Origin of the sequence: Streptomyces sp. NA04227 (assembly GCF_013364195.1) — a bacterium.
GTDB lineage: Bacteria > Actinomycetota > Actinomycetes > Streptomycetales > Streptomycetaceae > Streptomyces.
In genome coordinates, this window is sequence record NZ_CP054918.1 from 2,311,802 (window position 1) to 2,327,333 (window position 15,532).

The 15,532-nt window shown below is 71.1% G+C and carries 15 protein-coding genes and 2 pseudogenes; 12 read left to right on the forward strand and 5 right to left on the reverse strand.

Translation table 11 applies throughout. The annotated features are described in order from the left end of the window. Positions 1–188 precede the first annotated feature (188 nt). Positions 189–794 (forward strand): annotated as a pseudogene (locus tag HUT18_RS09605) (ATP-binding protein); the annotation flags it as partial. Between the two features lie 661 nt (positions 795–1,455). Here HUT18_RS09605 and HUT18_RS09610 read toward each other — a convergent pair. Beyond that, positions 1,456–2,280 (reverse strand): SigE family RNA polymerase sigma factor, encoded by an 825-nt coding sequence (locus tag HUT18_RS09610; protein WP_176099565.1) that lies wholly within the window; start codon positions 2,278–2,280, stop codon positions 1,456–1,458. Between the two features lie 193 nt (positions 2,281–2,473). On the opposite strand from HUT18_RS09610, the gene afsQ1 reads away from it, so the two are divergent. From afsQ1 to HUT18_RS09635, 5 genes are all read left to right on the forward strand, one after another. Continuing rightward, entirely contained in the window at positions 2,474–3,151 is a 678-nt protein-coding gene (gene afsQ1 / locus HUT18_RS09615) for a two-component system response regulator AfsQ1 (protein ID WP_176099567.1), read from the forward strand. 172 nt (positions 3,152–3,323) lie between these two features. Further along, a complete protein-coding gene (locus HUT18_RS09620; RefSeq protein WP_254878960.1) occupies positions 3,324–4,973 on the forward strand; it encodes a cell wall metabolism sensor histidine kinase WalK in 1,650 nt (549 codons plus the stop codon). Continuing rightward, on the forward strand, positions 4,970–5,626 hold the full coding sequence (locus HUT18_RS09625; RefSeq protein WP_254878503.1) for a hypothetical protein: 657 nt from the start codon (positions 4,970–4,972) through the stop codon (positions 5,624–5,626). The genes HUT18_RS09620 and HUT18_RS09625 overlap by 4 nt, the downstream gene beginning before the upstream one ends. Positions 5,627–5,829: 203 nt before the next feature. Next, entirely contained in the window at positions 5,830–6,405 is a 576-nt protein-coding gene (locus HUT18_RS09630) for a VanZ family protein (protein ID WP_176099571.1), read from the forward strand. Positions 6,406–6,636: 231 nt separating this feature from the next. Then, complete coding sequence (locus HUT18_RS09635) at positions 6,637–6,837, forward strand: PspC domain-containing protein (protein WP_176099573.1); 201 nt, start codon at positions 6,637–6,639, stop codon at positions 6,835–6,837. A gap of 160 nt (positions 6,838–6,997) precedes the next feature. Here the strand turns inward: HUT18_RS09635 and HUT18_RS33620 are convergent, their stop codons facing one another. Both HUT18_RS33620 and HUT18_RS09645 read right to left on the reverse strand, forming a co-directional pair. Next, entirely contained in the window at positions 6,998–7,432 is a 435-nt protein-coding gene (locus HUT18_RS33620) for an ATP-binding protein (RefSeq protein WP_254878504.1), read from the reverse strand. 144 nt (positions 7,433–7,576) lie between these two features. Beyond that, positions 7,577–8,710, reverse strand: coding sequence for an adenosine deaminase (locus HUT18_RS09645; RefSeq protein WP_176099574.1), 1,134 nt, complete (start codon positions 8,708–8,710; stop codon positions 7,577–7,579). 116 nt (positions 8,711–8,826) lie between these two features. Here HUT18_RS09645 and HUT18_RS09650 point away from each other — a divergent pair, with 116 nt between their 5' ends. Continuing rightward, on the forward strand, positions 8,827–9,648 hold the full coding sequence (locus HUT18_RS09650) for an alpha/beta hydrolase (protein ID WP_176099576.1): 822 nt from the start codon (positions 8,827–8,829) through the stop codon (positions 9,646–9,648). A gap of 118 nt (positions 9,649–9,766) precedes the next feature. Here the strand turns inward: HUT18_RS09650 and HUT18_RS09655 are convergent, their stop codons facing one another. Continuing rightward, positions 9,767–10,816, reverse strand: coding sequence for a LysR family transcriptional regulator (locus HUT18_RS09655; protein ID WP_176099577.1), 1,050 nt, complete (start codon positions 10,814–10,816; stop codon positions 9,767–9,769). A gap of 64 nt (positions 10,817–10,880) precedes the next feature. On the opposite strand from HUT18_RS09655, the gene HUT18_RS09660 reads away from it, so the two are divergent. Both HUT18_RS09660 and HUT18_RS09665 read left to right on the forward strand, forming a co-directional pair. Then, positions 10,881–12,200 carry an MFS transporter gene (locus HUT18_RS09660; RefSeq protein WP_176099579.1) on the forward strand — a complete coding sequence of 440 codons (1,320 nt, stop codon included), beginning with the start codon at positions 10,881–10,883 and terminating at the stop codon, positions 12,198–12,200. A gap of 276 nt (positions 12,201–12,476) precedes the next feature. Continuing rightward, the gene (locus HUT18_RS09665) at positions 12,477–13,490 is read left to right on the forward strand and encodes a sigma-70 family RNA polymerase sigma factor (protein ID WP_176099581.1); all 1,014 of its coding nucleotides are present in this window, start codon (positions 12,477–12,479) and stop codon (positions 13,488–13,490) included. A gap of 39 nt (positions 13,491–13,529) precedes the next feature. Here HUT18_RS09665 and HUT18_RS09670 read toward each other — a convergent pair. Then, positions 13,530–13,868 (reverse strand): annotated as a pseudogene (locus tag HUT18_RS09670) (hypothetical protein); the annotation flags it as partial. A 168-nt stretch (positions 13,869–14,036) separates the two neighbouring features. Here HUT18_RS09670 and HUT18_RS09675 point away from each other — a divergent pair. From HUT18_RS09675 to HUT18_RS09685, 3 genes are read left to right on the forward strand one after another with little or no spacing between them, the layout of a single operon-like run. Beyond that, entirely contained in the window at positions 14,037–14,543 is a 507-nt protein-coding gene (locus HUT18_RS09675; protein ID WP_176099583.1) for a hypothetical protein, read from the forward strand. Further along, positions 14,515–15,048: a hypothetical protein gene (locus HUT18_RS09680; protein ID WP_176099585.1), complete on the forward strand. Its 534-nt coding sequence runs from the start codon at positions 14,515–14,517 to the stop codon at positions 15,046–15,048. Before HUT18_RS09675 ends, HUT18_RS09680 begins: the two co-directional genes overlap by 29 nt. Beyond that, positions 15,045–15,353: a hypothetical protein gene (locus tag HUT18_RS09685; protein WP_176099587.1), complete on the forward strand. Its 309-nt coding sequence runs from the start codon at positions 15,045–15,047 to the stop codon at positions 15,351–15,353. The genes HUT18_RS09680 and HUT18_RS09685 overlap by 4 nt, the downstream gene beginning before the upstream one ends. The last annotated feature ends 179 nt before the right edge of the window (positions 15,354–15,532 follow it).

The following is a 15,532-nucleotide window of genomic DNA, read 5'->3' on the forward strand; positions in this document are numbered from 1 at the left end:
CCCAACCGGACCATCACACAAGCGGATTGCGTACGCGCGGACTGGCGGAGAGATCACGCGATACGGCCACGGTTCCTCCTCGGCGCCCCGCCTTTCGTACCGCGCGCCCGTGTGACACCCACTGCATTGTCCGCGGAACCGGTCCAGGGGCTCGGCCAACCGCCCAAGATGGCGCACACTGGACTCTCGTGAGTTCCCATCCCCCCATACCTACGCGCGTCGTGCTGCTCTGCGGCCCCTCCGGCTCCGGAAAGTCCTCGCTGGCCACCCGCTCAGGACTGCCGGTGCTCGCCCTCGACGACTTCTACAAGGAGGGCGACGATCCCACCCTCCCGCGGCTGACCGGCACCGACGCCGCGGACTGGGACTCCCCCGCCTCCTGGGACGAGGAGAGTGCCGTCGCCGCGATCCTGGCCCTGTGCCGCACCGGACGTACCCAGGTGCCGGTCTACGACCTCGCGAGCAGCAGCCGTACGGGCAACAGGGCGCTGGACATCGGCCGTACGCCACTGTTCGTCGCGGAGGGGATCTTCGCCGCGGAAATCGTGGAACGCTGCCGCGAACTCGGCGTCCTCGCCGACGCGCTGTGCCTGCGCGGCCGCCCCACCACCACCTTCCGCCGCCGGCTGCTGCGCGACCTGCGCGAGGGCCGCAAGTCGACCCTGCTCCTGCTGCGCCGCGGCTGGCGCCTGATGCGCACCGAACGCGCCATCGTCGCCCGGCAGACGGCACTCGGCGCCCACCCCTGCGCCCGCGACGAGGCCCTCGGCCGCCTCGCCGCCGCGGCGGCGGGCCACTGCGCGGGCGGCCGCGCCCGCAATGCCCGCACCGGCGAGGCGCCGCGCATCCCGGCACAGGCCGACGTCGAGAACGCCTCCGCCAGGGCCGCCGACTCCGTCGAGGCTCCCGGTACGGCGAGCACGGCCAGTGCAGCGAGTACGGCGGGCACGGCCGGTACGGCCAGTGCCGCCGAAGCCACGCACGCCACCGGCGCACCGCACTCCGCCAACTGAACCGGGCGGAAGCGGAAAAGGAGTCGAGCCAAAGCTGTTGGGCTGAAGCTGTTGGGCTGAAGGACCAGCAGCCCGGCCGCGACGCGGATAACCGGTCAAACTGGCCCATACTCCCGGAAAGCAACATCCGGAGAGTCCGGAAAAAGCAACAAGACCGGAAAGGCCCCCCAGCCCTCCGGTCCTGCGCTCTCCACCCCCGTGGATTCCCCCGTGTTCCCCCGGTCCCCCGTTCTTCTCCGTGTTCCCCCGATACCCCTCGGGCCGCGTCGGGCCCCCCGGCCCTCGGCATCTCGCCCGTTCTCGTCCCGGGGCAGTGACGCCACCGTTCCCCCACGAACGGCGACGTCAATTCGCCCCAGGCTCCCCCGGTTTCCCCCTGTTTTCCCCCACGCCGGGTCTCCCCGGCGCCCCCGTGTTTCCCCCGTAGACCTTCGAAGTGGGCTCAGGCAACGAGCTCTTCGAAGGACTCCTCCTCGTCACGGCCGAAGCTGAGCACCTCGTCCTCGCGCAGCCTGCGCAGCGAACGCCAGATGCTGGACTTGACCGTGCCGACACTGATGTCGAGGATGTCCGCGATCTCCGGGTCGGTACGGCCCTCGTAGTAACGCAGGACCAGCATCGTCCGCTGGAGTTCGGGCAGCCGGGCGAGCGCCTGCCACAGGACGGCGCGCAGTTCGGTGCCGCGCATCGCGTCCGTGTCGCCGGCGGTCTCCGGCAGTTCCTCGGTCGGGTACTCGTTCAGCTTGCGCCTGCGCCAGGCGCTGATGTGCAGGTTGGTCATGGTGCGGCGCAGGTATCCGCCGACGGCGGCCTTGTCGCTGATCCGGTCCCAGGCCTTGTAGGTCGAGAACAGCGCGCTCTGCAGCAGGTCCTCGGCCTCGAAGCGGTCACCGGTCAGGTGGTACGCGGTGGCGTAGAGGGAGGCGCGGCGCTCCTGGACGTAGGCCGTGAACGCCGCCTCGGCGTCCGCCCCGCCCGCGACGGTGCGCCGCTCCCCCGCGGCCTCCCCGTACGTCTGGCCCCCGCGCGTTACCCCTTCGTGTGCGTCAACCACCGTCATGTACGCGGTGTGCTGACGCCCGGTGCCGCGAGCGCACCCCCGCCCGCTCACGGCACCGGACTTCTCGGTGTTTCCAGCGGTTGTGAAGTTCGTGGAGTTCGTGGTCTTGGTGCCGGCGTTCGCAGCGGCCTTCATGGCGCTGCGCCCGACGGCGTCGTGCAGACGCGTGACAACTGCGCCAGTTGTGGTGCTGTGCAGTGTGTTCATCGTGCGCCCCCCGTCGTCGGTGTCTGCCGTTCCTCGCCTTGTGACCACAACCTTGCCGACCCCACTTCATGGCGGTGTCCGCCGACTGTCACAGGGCTGTCACAGGCCCCGGGGGCCCTTCCGGAGGTGTGGGTGCGGTGAGAGTGAACTCAGGAGGTCGAAAGACCGGCACCCCATGGGACAGAATGGCGCCGTGCCTTCCCTGTTGCTGATCGAGGACGACGACGCCATTCGTACGGCCCTGGAGCTGTCGCTGACCCGTCAGGGTCACCGTGTGGCGACCGCTGCCACGGGCGAGGACGGTCTGAAACTGCTGCGCGAGGCGCGGCCCGATCTGATCGTCCTCGACGTCATGCTGCCCGGTATCGACGGCTTCGAGGTGTGCCGCCGCATCCGGCGCACCGACCAGCTGCCGATCATCCTGCTCACCGCACGCAGCGACGACATCGACGTCGTGGTGGGGCTGGAGTCCGGCGCCGACGACTACGTGGTCAAACCCGTACAGGGACGGGTACTCGACGCGCGTATCCGCGCCGTACTGCGCCGTGGCGAGCGCGAGGCCAACGACGCCGCCTCCTTCGGCAGCCTGGTCATCGACCGGGCCGCGATGACGGTCACCAAGAACGGCGAGGACCTCCAGCTCACGCCCACCGAACTGCGGCTGCTCCTCGAACTGAGCCGACGGCCCGGACAGGCGCTGTCCCGGCAGCAGTTGCTGCGGCTCGTGTGGGAGCACGACTACCTGGGCGACTCGCGGCTGGTCGACGCCTGTGTGCAGCGCCTGCGCGCCAAGGTGGAGGACGTACCGTCCTCGCCCACCCTGATCCGCACCGTACGGGGCGTCGGCTACCGCCTGGACACCCCGTCATGAGCGAGGCACATCCAGCGAACGGCGGGGCACACCAGGCGAGTACGGCGGGCGGCCGCCGCACGTGACACAGCCGCAGGACACGACGCACGACACGTCATCCGGCAGTACGCAGGACTCCCCGGCGGACGGCACCGCGGGCAAGACGGGCGGCTGGGCCGCCGCGCGCAAGGCGATACTCGCGGGCCTGCGCTTCACCAGTCTGCGGCTGCGCCTGGTCGTGGTCTTCGCCCTGGTGGCGCTCACCGCGGCGGTACTGGCCTCCGGCATCGCGTACTGGCTGAACCGGGAAGCCGTCCTCACGCGTGCCCAGGACGCCGCGCTCAACGACTTCCAGCAGGAGATGCAGAACCACGCGAGCGCGCTGCCCACCCATCCGACCCAGTCCGAACTCCAGCGCACCGCGGGGGTGATGGCCCAGAGCAGCCAGCACTTCAGCGTGCTGCTCATCGGTACGGACGAGGACGGCAACACGGTCGTCGGCAACTCCGACCTGGACCGCTTCACGCTGGAGGACGTACCGCGGTCGCTGCGGGACGCGGTGAACCGCAAGCAGAACCTCGGCGAGCACAACTCCTCGGCGTACCACCTGTACTGGCAGCGCACCGAGGAGGGCGGTACGCCCTATCTCGTCGGCGGCGTCAAGGTGATCGGCGGCGGTCCGACCGGCTACATGCTCAAGTCCCTCGAACCCGAGGCCGAGGACCTGGACTCGCTGGCCTGGTCGCTCGCCATCGCCACCGCGCTCGCCCTGGTCGGCGCGGCGCTGCTCGCCCAGGCCGCCGCGACCACGGTGCTCAGGCCGGTGCACCGCCTCGGCACCGCCGCCCGGCGCCTCGGTGAGGGCAAGCTCGACACCCGGCTGCGGGTCTCCGGCACCGACGAACTCGCCGAACTGTCAAGGACGTTCAACCGCACCGCGGAGGCCCTGGAGAAACGCGTCGCCGACATGAGCGCGCGCGACGAGGCCTCGCGCCGGTTCGTGGCGGACATGTCGCACGAGCTGCGCACCCCGCTGACCGCGATCACCGCCGTCACCGAGGTCCTGGAAGAGGAACTCGACGCCGAGACCGGCAGCGTGGACCCGATGATCGAGCCCGCGGTACGGCTGGTGGTCAGCGAGACCCGGCGCCTGAACGACCTCGTCGAGAACCTGATGGAGGTCACCCGCTTCGACGCCGGTACGGCCCGTCTCGTACGCGACGACGTCGACATCGCGGACCAGATCACCGCCTGTATCGACGCCCGCGCCTGGCTGGACGCGGTCGAACTCGACGCGGAGCGCGGGATCATGGCGCGGATCGACCCGCGCCGCCTCGACGTGATCCTGGCGAACCTGATCGGCAACGCGCTCAAGCACGGCGGCTCGCCGGTACGGGTCTCGGTGCGCACCGAGGACGACGGGGTGGACGACGTGGTCATCGAGGTGCACGATCACGGCCCCGGCATCCCCGAAGAGGTCCTGCCGCACGTCTTCGACCGTTTCTACAAGGCCAGCGCCTCCCGGCCGCGTTCCGAGGGCAGCGGCCTCGGCCTGTCCATCGCCCTGGAGAACGCGCACATCCACGGCGGCGAGATCACGGCCGCCAACTCCCCCGAGGGCGGTGCGGTGTTCACCCTGCGCCTGCCGCGCGACATTCACCCCGAGCCGGTGGCGGGCGAGGAGAACGGCAGGGACGGCGCCGGGAGTGCGGCACGTCCGGCGGGCTCCGGCGGGGCCGACGGCACGGGCGGCGCCTCCGGGAGCGGCGGTGGTCGCGGGAGCGGCGCCGCCGGGAGTGACGCCGGGGGCAAGGGCACCGAGGGCGAGGACCAGGAGAAATGACCAGGCGAGTGCTGCCTCGGACGCGTGCTCTCTCGCGTGCCCGGGCCCTGACCGCGCTGCGCGCCGCCACGGGCGTCGCCGCCGCCGGTCTGCTGCTGGGTGCCTGTGGGATCCGGCCCACCGAGGTGCCGACCGACTTCGGCCCCGCGCCCTCGCGCGCGCCGTGCGCGCTGTCCGGTCCCGACGAGGAGGCCAAGGCCGCCCCGGAGGGCATCCCGGTCCAGGTCTTCCTGGTCTGCGCCACTCAGCTGGTGACCGTGGACCGTGCCGTACGGCTGCCCACCCGGCCCGAGTCCGCGGACCGGCTGCGGGTGGCGCAGGCCCTGCTCGGACAGCTCCGGCGGATGCCGTCCGAGGCGGAGCGCGAGGCCGGTTACAAGACCGAGGTCCCGCAGGAGACCCGGGTGAGCGGCCCGCGCGAGGGCGACCCGGACAGCGCCCTGCGGCTGAGCATCCAGCCCGAGGACCTCTCCACGTACGCGCTGGCGCAGCTGGTGTGCTCGTACACCGCCTCGGCCGCCGCCGACGAGGGCCACGGCATCGTCCTCGGCGGCCCCGATCCCGAGCCGCTGCGCCGCTACGAGTGTCCGGAGGAGCTGCGCGCCCGGCCGGGTACGCAGGTGCCGCCCGACTCGGTGGTGGAGCGGGACTGACCCGACTCCGTGGTGGAGCGGGACTGAGGGTTGGGCCCTGGCCCCTCGGGGCTCATCCGCGCCTTTCGCCGTGCGACCCGCGTACGCCGTGGGCGCGCGACCCCGGTCGCACTCCACGGTCACCCGTCCCACCTGTTGACACACTGTCTGAGACCTGCCCCGAGCAGGGAACCGATCCAGCCCGGGCGTACGTCCTTGGGGTCGTGCAGCGTCAAGGCTCGGGCGACGACAGCGTCGCGGTACCACTGCGCGCGGCGGGAGTCGTCCTCCTGGCCGCGCATCTCGCGCTCGTCGCCTGGACCAGTCTGCGCCCGGTGGACGTCGCCTGGGTCAGCGCGACGAATCTGCGTCCGCTGGAAGGCATCCGCGCCGACTTCGAGCTGGGCTGGTGGCAGGGCGCCCGCCGGGTCGTCCAGGACCTGCTGATGCTGGCGCCGCTGGGCTTCCTGCTGCCGCTCATCGGCGGACGGCTGCGCGCCTCGTGGTTCTTCTCGCTGGTGCGCTGCACGGCGGCCGGTGCCCTGGTGTCCATGTGGATCGGGCTGCTGCAGACCTACGTACCCGGGCAGGTCGTGGACATCGACTCGCTGCTGCTCAACAGCCTCGGGGTACTGCTCGCGCATCTGGCCGTGGTGCCCTGGGCCAGGTCCGCGCTGCGCAGGCGCCGCGCGGCCGGTGCGCAGGAGGTCGTTCCGGTCGCCGAGGAGGCTCAGGGTCCGACCCCGACGATTGCCGGGGTCGGGTTCGCTCCGTGGGGCGAGGCGCTGCGGCGCCCCTGACCCGTACCGTCGAAGACAGCCGACCGAACGATCCGGTCCGGAGATCCGAGGCTCAACCGTGTGCGGCTCCGAGGCTTCAACCGCCTCGAAACCGAGAAGCCTCGGAGCGTGGGCCCCGTCGACGGGCCCGCGGCAGGTCTCCGCAGAGTTGCGGCAGAGCTGCGGCAGGCGTCGACAGGCCCGCGAGACGGGACGTCGTCCTTCCGGACCCTGGACTTTTAGGAGAGCGTCATGAGTGCCCTTGTCCGCCCCAGGAACGGCCGGATGATCGGCGGCGTCTGCGCCGCCCTCGCCCAGCGCTTCGGCACCTCGACCCGCACGATGCGGCTGATCTGGGTGGTCTCCTGCCTGCTGCCCGGACCGCAGTTCCTGCTCTACCTCGCGCTGTGGATCTTCCTGCCCGACGAGTCCAAGGCCCCGGCGCCCTGGTGATCCCGGCCTTTCGGTGATCGCGGCCTTGCGCTGATCCCGGCCCTTCGGTGAGCCCGTCCCGTACGCGGGCGCAAGACGCCGGCGGGGCGCACGGCAGATGCCGAGCGCCCCGCCGCAGGGCCACGCGCCGAAAGCCCGTGGCCCGGACCGAAGTCAGCCGTCAGCCGAGCAGACCGGCGACCGGGAGGCCGCCGAGGAGCTGGCCGACCGGGCTCTGGGCGCCCATCAGCGAGTCGTCCTGCTGCTTGCCCTGCTGGCCCTGCTTGCCCTGCTGGCCCTTCTCCCCGCGCTCGGCCGCCTGCTTGCGCTCCGCCTCCTCGGCGAGGGCGCGCGTGGACTCGTAGCCGTCCTTGATCTGGTGCAGCGGAGCCGTCTCGTTCACGCCGTTCACGACGTCCTGCGGGACGCCGAGGACCTGGTTCACGCCTTCGGCCGCCGGGAGCGTCCCGGGGACCTCGGGTGCCTGGACGGCACCGGTGACGTTCCCGAGGGCGTCGGTGTCGGCCGGGGCGGCGTTGGCGGCACCCGCACCGGCGGCGGCGAAGGCGGCACCGAGCGCGGCGACACCGAGGGTCTTGACTGCAGACTGCTTCATGGTGAATGCGTCCTTGTGACGGGGAACTGAGCGGTCCAAGAACGTATCGAGGTGTTTACCCGCCCGCAAACACCGAATCGCGCTCGGAAAAACGAATCACCCGCCCCGCAACAAGGACGACAATCAGCCTTGTTCTCCGGAGAGTTACCTGGTCACGGCGGTCTGACGGAAGAGCCACTCCGACTTGAGTTCCGCATAGCCGGGCTTGATGACGTCATTGATCATGGCCAGCCTTTCATCGAAAGGAATGAAAGCTGATTTCATCGCATTGACGGTGAACCACTGCATGTCGTCGAGCGTGTAGCCGAAGGTGCCGACCAGGTGCTCGAATTCGCGGCTCATGGTGGTGCCGCTCATGAGCCTGTTGTCGGTGTTGACCGTGGCCCGGAAGTGCAGCCTGCGCAGCAGCCCGATCGGGTGCGCCGCATAGGAATCGGCCGCCCCCGTCTGGAGGTTGGAGGTCGGGCACAGCTCCAGCGGGATGCGCTTGTCGCGTACGTACGAGGCGAGCCGCCCGAGCGTGACGGTGCCGTCGTCGGCGACCTGGATGTCGTCGATGATCCGCACCCCGTGCCCGAGCCGGTCGGCGCCGCACCACTGGAGCGCCTGCCAGATCGACGGCAGTCCGAAGGCCTCGCCCGCGTGAATGGTGAAGTGGTTGTTCTCGCGCTTGAGGTACTCGAAGGCGTCGAGGTGGCGGGTGGGCGGGTACCCGGCCTCGGCACCGGCGATGTCGAAGCCGACGACGCCCGAGTCCCGGTAACGGTTGGCCAGTTCGGCGATTTCCAGGGCGCGCGCGGCGTGCCGCATCGCGGTGAGCAGGGCGCCGACGCGGATCCGGTGACCGTTCTCGCGCGCCCGCTGCTCCCCTTCCCGGAAGCCCTCGTTGACCGCCTCGACGACCTCTTCGAGGCTGAGCCCGCGCTCCAGGTGCTGCTCGGGGGCGTAGCGCACCTCCGCGTACACCACGCCGTCCTCGGCGAGGTCCTCGGCGCACTCGGCGGCGACCCGGCGCAGTGCGTCCTTGGTCTGCATGACGGCGCAGGTGTGGGCGAAGGTCTCCAGATAGCGTTCCAGCGAACCGGAGTCGGCGGCCTCGCGGAACCACAGGCCGAGTTTGTCGGCGTCCGCCTCGGGCAGCCCCTCGTAGCCCGTCTCACGGGCGAGATCCACCACGGTTCCTGGGCGCAGGCCCCCGTCGAGGTGGTCGTGCAGCAATACCTTGGGGGCTCGGCGGATCTGCTCGGCTCCCGGTCCGGAGAAAGTCTGGCTCGTCATCTCGGCACTCTAACGCCTACGCGCGTAGATCGCTTACCTCTCGCGCCCGTGGTCGATACGTAACAGTGATCGCCAGGAGGGGTGGCGTACACCGGGGCTTCTGACACTGTTCTGTCATGGGTTCAGTCAAGTCACAATCGACGGCGGCCCGTGCGGCACGGCTCTCGGGCCCGATCGGCCCCGCGCCGTCCTCGGTGAGCGGCGTGGTGCTGTTGCTGCCGGGCGGCGAGGAGGTCTCCGCGCGCAGACCCCTGCCGTTCGCCGCTGCGGGGATGCGGGCGCTGGGGCGGCATCTGGCGCGCGCCGGGCGCACGGACGGGCTCGCCGCACATGTCGTGCAGTACCACCAACGCGGCTGGAACGGCAGCGAGGCACAGCTCGCCAAGGCCGCCACCTGGGCCGCGGACGAGGCCGTACGCAGATACGGGGACGTTCCGGTGTGCCTCGCGGGCACGGACATGGGCGCCCGGGCCGCCCTGCACGCCTCGGGTCACGCCGCCGTCAACTCCGTACTGGCACTGGCGCCTTGGCTGCCCGAGGACGACGTCGCCGTACCGCCCGAACCGGTGAAGCAGTTCCACGGCCGCACCGTACTGATCGTGCACGGCACCAACGACGAACGCACCGACCCCGAACTCTCCTTCCGGCTCGCAGCCCGCGCCAAGAAGGCACACCGCGACATCGCCCGCTTCGAGGTCCACTCCGACGGCCACCGCCTGAGCCAGCACCGCAGCGAAGTCCTCGCCCTGGCCGCCGACTTCGTCCGCGGCACCCTCTTCGGCCACGCCTTCGCCCGCCCCGTCCAGGACGCCCTGGCCGCACCCCCGCCGATCGGCCTGCGGATGCCACTCGCCTCCGGGTTCGGGAGCACACTGGGCACGCCGAACGGACGAGGGAACGGACGAGGAAACGGGCGAGGGAACGGACGCCGGAAGTAACGTGCCCGTGGGGGTGGCGAGTTGGTCTCGGGCGGGCACAACACTTCCCTGCTGTTGCTGACTACTTGGCAGTCGTCGCCGCTCATCCGCCAACCACTACTTCCTATTTGCCACTTGCTCAGTGCTCGCGCAGCAGTCGGCCGCGCCGTGAGAGCAGGAAGCGTTTGAAGGCGGCCACCGGCACCGTGTCGGGGTGGCCGTCCAGCCAGGCCACACCGATCTGACGGACCGCGCGCGGCGCCGTGACGGCCAGATCGACAACTCCCGGGCGGGGAAAGGCCGGTGGCGGCAGCAGAGCCACGCCGAGTCCGGCCGCGACCAGGCCGCGCAGGGTCTCGGCCTCCTCACCCTCGAAGGCGATCCGGGGCCGGAACCCGGCCTGGCGGCACAGGTCGTCCGTGATGCGCCGCAGCCCGTAGCCGGACTCCAGGGTCACAAAGGCCTCCTCGGCCGTCTCGGCGAGACGCACCCGGCGCCGTCCGGCCAGGCGGTGGTCCTCCGGTACGACGAGGTTGAGCCGCTGCTCCCCGAGCGGGCGGGCGACCAGATCCGGGGCGTCCGGCACCGGCGAGGTGAGGCACAGGTCGAGCTCACCCGCCCGCATCCGTTCCAGCATGGCCTCGCCGTACGTCTGCACCAGGCTGAAGCGGACCCGCGGATGCTCGGCGCGGAAGGCGCGCAGCAGGCCGGGCACGGTCTCGGAACCCATGGTGTGCAGGAAGCCGAAGGCCACCTTGCCGGAGGTCGGATCGGCGTCGGCGCGTACCTCCTCCGCGGCGCGTTCCACCTCGCCGAGGGCCCGCTCCACGGAACCGAGGAAGGTCCGCCCCGCGGGCGTCAGCGACAGGGCCCGGCCCCGGCGTGCGAACAGGTCGACGCCCAGGTCCTGTTCGAGGCGTACCAGTGCCCGCGACAGGGTGGACTGCGGGACCTCCAGGTCCAGGGCGGCCCGGGTCACGTGCTCGGTGCGCGCGACTGCGGCGAACTGGGCGAGCCGGGGCGCGAGTACCGCCGCCCAGGACCCGGGTTCGAGGGCGACGGCGGAACCCGGGGCCCCCTCGCCGGACGGCGCCGCCTCCTCGGTGGCCGTTCGCCCATTCCTCCGGGAGGCGTTTCCCGTACCTTCCGACCCGCCCTCCGCACCCGCTGACCTCGGCTCATGCTTCATGGCATCGATTATGCCGATTCCATGCATTGGACGCATGAGCGGCGGCTCTCCTAGGTTCGGGGGCATGAAGCCTGCCAGTAGCCAGGCGTCCGGCAGCGGACCGGACGCCCTCGCCCCCGCCACCGTCCCCGACCCGTCGCCCGCCCACGGACAGGCCGACCGGCCGCAGGGGCCCGACACCCGGCTCGCGCCCGGCGACGCCGGCTACCGCAGGATGAGCTTCGCCCTGTTCCTCGCGGGCGTCGCGACCTTCGCACTGCTCTACTCCACCCAGGCCCTACTGCCGCTGATCTCCGCCGAGTTCGGCGTCACCGAGAGCGCGGCGAGCTGGTCCGTCTCGGCCGCGACCGGCGCCCTGGCCCTGTGCGTGCTGCCGCTCAGCGCGCTCTCCGAACGCTACGGACGGCGCACGCTGATGACCGTGTCGCTCGTGGTCGCGGTCGCGGTGGGCCTGCTGGTGCCCTTCGCGCCGAATCTCCCCGTACTGGTGGCACTGCGCGCCGTGCAGGGCGCCGCCCTCGCCGGGCTGCCCGCCACCGCCATGGCCTTTCTCGCCGAGGAGGTACGGCCGCGCGCCCTAGTCGCCGCGATCGGCCTGTTCGTCGCGGGCAACAGCATCGGCGGCATGAGCGGCCGGGTCGTCGGCGGCTGGAGCGCGCAACTGTGGGGCTGGCGCGCGGCGCTCGCGGTGATCGGACTGCTCGCCGTGGTCTGCGCCCTCGCCTTCCGCGCGCTGCTCCCCGCGCCCCGGCACTTCAGGCCCGCCCCGCTCGACCCGCGCTCGCTGGCCCGCACCGTACGCGGCCACCTCGCCAACCCGCTGCTGCGGCGCCTCTACGCGATCGGGGCGCTGTTCATGGCGGTGTTCGGCGCGAGCTACACCGTGATCGGGTACCGGCTCAGCGAGGCACCGTTCTCACTGCCGCAGGGCGTGGTCGGCTCGGTGTTCCTCATCTACCTGGTCGGTACGGGCACCTCGGCCACCGCCGGACGGATGGTGGCCCGGCTCGGCAGGCGCGGCGCCCTGTACCTGGGCGGAACCACCGCGGCCACCGGACTGCTCCTGACGCTCGCGGGCTCACTGCCGCTGGTCCTGCTCGGCCTGGTCCTGATCACCGCGGGCTTCTTCACCGGACACGCGGTGGCCTCCTCGGCGGTGAGCCGGACGGCCACCGAGGGGCGCGCGCAGGCCTCGGCGCTGTACACCTCCGCGTACTACATCGGCTCCAGCGCGGGCAGCACGCTCGGGGCGATCGCCTACCGGTCCGACGGCTGGGCGGGAACCGTCTGCCTGGGCCTGCTCGCGGTGCTCGGCGTGGTCGCCATCACGGCACTCGGCACCCGCGCCGCCCGCGCACAGCAGCTCAGGGCGGCGCGCGCCTGACCCACGCACGCCCGGGGCTCGGCGCCTCGGCCGGGGCGGCGGACTCTCCCGCCGCCCCGGCTCCCGTACGCACGCTCCCGTACTCACCGTCCGTACGGCCTGCCTGACCATCCGTACCGCGCGTTCGCCCCGGCGGTCGGGCCGCGCCAGTATCGGGGCAGGGAGCTCTTCACGGGCGGATTTCCCCACTCGGGTCGCATTGTCAGTGCCGTCCGGTAACTTCCGTGAGTGCCGCCGCCGTCCGGGGCGCCGGCCGAGCCTCCGGGGGTGTGAGTGATGACGGACACGGCGACAACCGATCTCGACCAACGGCTCGAGGAGTACCGGGTCGAGCTGACGGGCTACTGCTACCGGATGCTGGGCTCCTCCTTCGAGGCCGAGGACGCGGTACAGGAGACGATGGTGCGCGCCTGGCGCAGCCACGACCGCTTCGAGGGCCGCTCCTCGCTGCGCTCCTGGCTGTACCGGATCGCCACCAACGTCTGCCTCGACCTGCTCAACGCGGGCAACCGGAGGGCACGGCCGATGGACCTGACCCAGCCCGGGACGGCCGCCACCGCGGTCCTCCAGGAACGCGCCGAGCCGACCTGGCTGGAGCCGGTGCCCGACGGCCGCGTCCTGCCGGGCGGCGCGGACCCCGCCGAGACGGCGGTGGCCCGCGAGTCGGTACGCCTCGCCTTCGTGGCCGCCCTCCAGCACCTGCCGCCCAAGCAGCGCGCCGTGCTCATCCTGCGCGAGGTGCTGGCCTGGAAGGCCAGCGAGTGCGCCGAACTCCTGGAGACCTCGGTCGCCTCGGTCAACAGCGCTCTCCAGCGCGCCCGTTCGACCCTGGCGGCGACCGAGGTCAAGGCCAGCGACCCGGTGAACGAGATGGACGAGGAGCAGCGCAAGCTCCTCGACCGGTACGTCCGCGCCTTCGAGGGCTACGACATGAAGGAACTTGCCGCCCTGCTGCACGAGGACGCGGTCCTGTCCATGCCCCCGTTCGACCTGTGGCTGGTCGGCCAGGCCGAGATCGAGGCCTGGATGCTCGGCACCGGCTCCGGCTGCCGCGGCTCGCGCCTGGTGCCCACGGTCGCCAACGGCATGCCCGCCTTCGCCCAGTACCGCAGGGCCGAGAACGGCGACGGCTTCGAGCCCTGGGCCCTTCAGGTCCTGGAGATCTCAGAGGGCAGGATCACCGGGCTCAACTCCTTCCTGGACACCGCCAGGTGGTTCCCGCTCTTCGGGGTCCCCGAGCGGCTCGAAGGTGAAGCCGGGAGTACCGAGCAGACCGGCGAGACCCAGTAGCGTCCGCAGCCCGGGGGCGGGTCCGCGCAGGCCGATCCGCCCCCCGGCCCGGCGCGCCGTGAGCTGCAGCCGGGCCAGTACCTCGACGGCGCCGAAACCGGAGGCGTCGAGGTGGACCACGTCGCAGACGATCACGGGCGGGGCGCCCGGAGCCACCGCCTCGTCCGTCCCGTCGCGGGCCCGCGCCGTCCCGCCGGGCCCGGCCCGCATGTCACCGAGCCGCGCCTCCACCTCCCCGCACAAGCGCGCCAGTTCGCCCCGGCCGATCTCGCCCCGCAGGACCAGTGCGTCCGCTGTCGATGCCCTCGCCTCCACTGCCCTCTCATCCACGTCCGGTAGACCCGCGCCGGTCACGGAACTCATCGGCGGCGGGGCCATGCCACGGAGCGTGTCCACCGAAGGGCCGTCAGGATCTGGGCCGCCACCACTCGAACGCAGGAAGGGACGCCCCCTGAGCTGGTGTTAAACATTCAACATTGGGCCATTCGGGTGAACCGAAGCGAAAAGCTGTGATCGCAGAACCTGACCCTCCGTAGCGTCCTGTCCATGGTCACTTCATCCCATGAGGCGATGCATCGGGTCTTCCAGGAGGACCCGAACGTCTTCGCCCGGACCTTCCGCCGCTTCGGCCTGGAGTTCGGGGAGTTCGCCGACGCGGTAGTCATCTCCCCCGACCTGACGGAGATCAGGCCCGTCGAGCGGCGCACGGACACTCTCATCCGGTTCACGACCAGCGAGGGCAGAGAACTCCTGCTCCTGGTCGAGGCACAGCGACGCAAGGACATTAAGAAACCCCGGAGTTGGGCCTACTACCTGGCCTACACCCAGGCGAAGTACGAAAGCGCCGAAGCCACCCTGCTGGTCGTCTGCCAGGACCGGCGCACGGCCGACTGGGCCCGGGGGCCCTTCTCCCTGGGTCCCCCGCAGTGGGCCACGCTGAAGGTTCAGCCACTGGTCATCGGCCCGCAGAACATGCCCCTGATCACCGACGTGGCCAAGGCGGCCGAGGACATCACCCCTCGCGGTGCTCGCCGCCATCGCCCACGCCAATAGCCCGGAGCCCGCTGTCATACTCGAACCACTGTCCTCCGCCCTGGCAAAGGAGGACGAGGACACCAAGAGCACCTTCGCCGAACTCACCGAACTCGGCCTCGGCAAAGACAGCCGAGCAGGAAAGATCTGGGAGCACCTTATGGTCGTCGACCTCTCCTTCTTCCGGTCACCTACTTCGAACCGGTTGCGGGCCGAAGGACATGTGAAGGGCAAAGCAGAGGGCAAAGCGGAGGGCAAAGCAGAGGGCACGGTGCAAGGCCGCGCGGCGGCAAGCAAGGAGCACATCTTCAAGGTCTTCGACCGGCGCGGCATCCTCCTCACCGACGCGGACCGCGAACGCATCACCGCCTGCGAGGACCTCCAACAACTCGACACCTGGTTCGACCGCGCCTTGACCGCCGGCGCCCCGGCCGACCTCTTCACGACAGCCGAACCAGCCGACGCGGCCATGGCCCCGGACGAAGAGCCGACCGCCGAACAGTCCTCCGCCGAGGGGCTCTCGTGAGCGACAACGAACAGGCGACGTCCGCCAAGTCCGCCAAGGAAGCGGAGAAGCAGCCCATCGACCTCTCCTTCTTCCAGTCCCCCACGTCACAGCGCAAGCGAGCCGCCGGCTGCATGGAGTACTACATCAAGAAGGTCCTCGAGTTCAGCGAAATCGAACCCACCCCAGCGGAGTGGGAACGCCTCCACAACTGCTGGGACCTCGCTGTGCTGGGAACCTGGTTCGAGCGAAGCATGCAGGCCAGCACCTCCGCCGACATCTTTGACGAGGAGTGCCCCACACCGCGCCGCTCAGCGATCTCCTGACACTCGGGCGGCGGAAGCTCTGAGCCCCTCGGCTCAGGGCTTCCGCCGCCATCCTGCCATCGTCATTCCCTTGCACCCGATCCCACCGCCTCCCCCAACACCCCACCCCCACAAGGAAGTCACCACCCGGGCACCCCTCCTGCACCACCTCGTCCCGATGCAAGGCTCCGCGCCCAACG